This is a genomic window from Ruegeria sp. L11, assembly GCF_056531755.1.
Genome location: NZ_JBQFMI010000048.1, coordinates 1 through 1,393, shown reverse-complemented (window position 1 = coordinate 1,393; position 1,393 = coordinate 1). Strand labels below are relative to the sequence as shown.

Below are 1,393 nucleotides of genomic sequence, written 5' to 3'. Positions count from 1 at the left end.
CATCAGAACGCGGCGTAGATTGAAACTGCGGCGAGCCTGATCCTCCTAAGCCAATCAAACGCTCGTGTTCCAAATCATTCGATGACGGACAATTTTCATCACCCCCTTTCCGAGCTGCGGTAGAAATCAGTATTCGCTGGGGCACATGATGGTCAGGACACGGCGGGTCACTGCGGGATCAAACGGGCGGTCGGAACCGTATGTGTAATCCGCGTCGTAGAGGTCGATTTTCCAGAACAGCTTTTGGTCGCTGATTGTCACCGTTCCGAACGTGTGATCGCCATAAGGGTCATTGCCCTCGTCGAACTGGTCATCCGTTGCGACCGCCTTCAAAACTGCGGTCTGGAACTCCATCCCTTCACCCGACACGCCGGGCGTGACAAACACCTGTCCGTGAATGCCATTGGAGTGTATCTCAATCGCTGCAGTCGGATCGATCAGGGCTTTCCGAAACAGGTCATTCTGGGCCGCGATCTCTGCCGCCTGAAGGCTCGTGTCATTCTCGATGTCATTTGTCGTCTCAAAGATCAAAACCGTCTCTCCTTTTGTGGTGCGACCTCCGGGGCTGGTCCCCTTTGGTGCTGGTTTTGAGCCGAGCCCTGAAAGGGCGTCGTCTCAAAAACCTGCCCCGTGGCGAACGCGGAGAGGGGCGAGACAGGACAAATCGACAAGAGTGGTGCGGCCCGCAGCGCAACGCGCGAGGACACGGTCTTGTCTATTTGTCTTGTCCGAGGGGGGAGGCCGCGCCTTCCCCCTGACGTCGGGCGGCGTTTGGCTTGTCCAAATCCCGCCTGACCCACCAAAAATGGCCAAAGGATCTTCGATCCTGCGGGAGCGCAAAAGGGATCGTCACCCGAACGGGCAGATCATCACGGCATGGGCCGACCATGAGCCAATAGCCCCTGCCCCGGCTCGCAAGAGACGGTTCAGGGGCTATTGGCTCAGGGAGATCATGCTGGGGTGTTCTGGGTGGAAGTCGGCATGCCGGCTGTAACCTAGAGCCCGGTCACGAGACGACAGGCTCGGGATTTGCTATGGAACAGATTGCAATCCGAAATCACTCACCGACCGGGACATACCCTCGGCGGCGCTTTTGCTTTTCGAGTTTTTGGAGTGCATCAGTGGCCTGGCCTTCGCCTTCGTAAGTCACCATCATGGCTTGCCCATTTGTGCCTATACGCCCCCAGGTGCGAAGGACGGACACTTCGCCAAACAGCGTCGGCTGCAGTTCAATCCCATAGAACCGCGCCATGTTGGCGTCTGGATCCACATGGATCAGGTGGACAGGTGTGGTTGCCGTCAGTGTGAACCGGCATGCAAAATTGACCCCTGTACTGGGGTAATCGGCGTCCAAAGTTGACCCTCCTGGTATTTGGTTTCGTTAGCTTCCTCG

2 protein-coding genes are annotated in these 1,393 nt (G+C 57.3%); both read right to left on the bottom strand.

The annotated features are described in order from the left end of the window. Window positions 1-126 precede the first annotated feature (126 nt). Window positions 127-531, bottom strand: a complete 405-nt coding sequence (locus ACR0CE_RS20495; RefSeq protein ID WP_480609273.1) for a DUF3768 domain-containing protein — start codon at window positions 529-531, stop codon at window positions 127-129. A gap of 526 nt (window positions 532-1,057) precedes the next feature. After that, window positions 1,058-1,354 (bottom strand): WGR domain-containing protein, encoded by a 297-nt coding sequence (locus tag ACR0CE_RS20490; protein ID WP_480833609.1) that lies wholly within the window; start codon window positions 1,352-1,354, stop codon window positions 1,058-1,060. Window positions 1,355-1,393 lie beyond the last annotated feature (39 nt).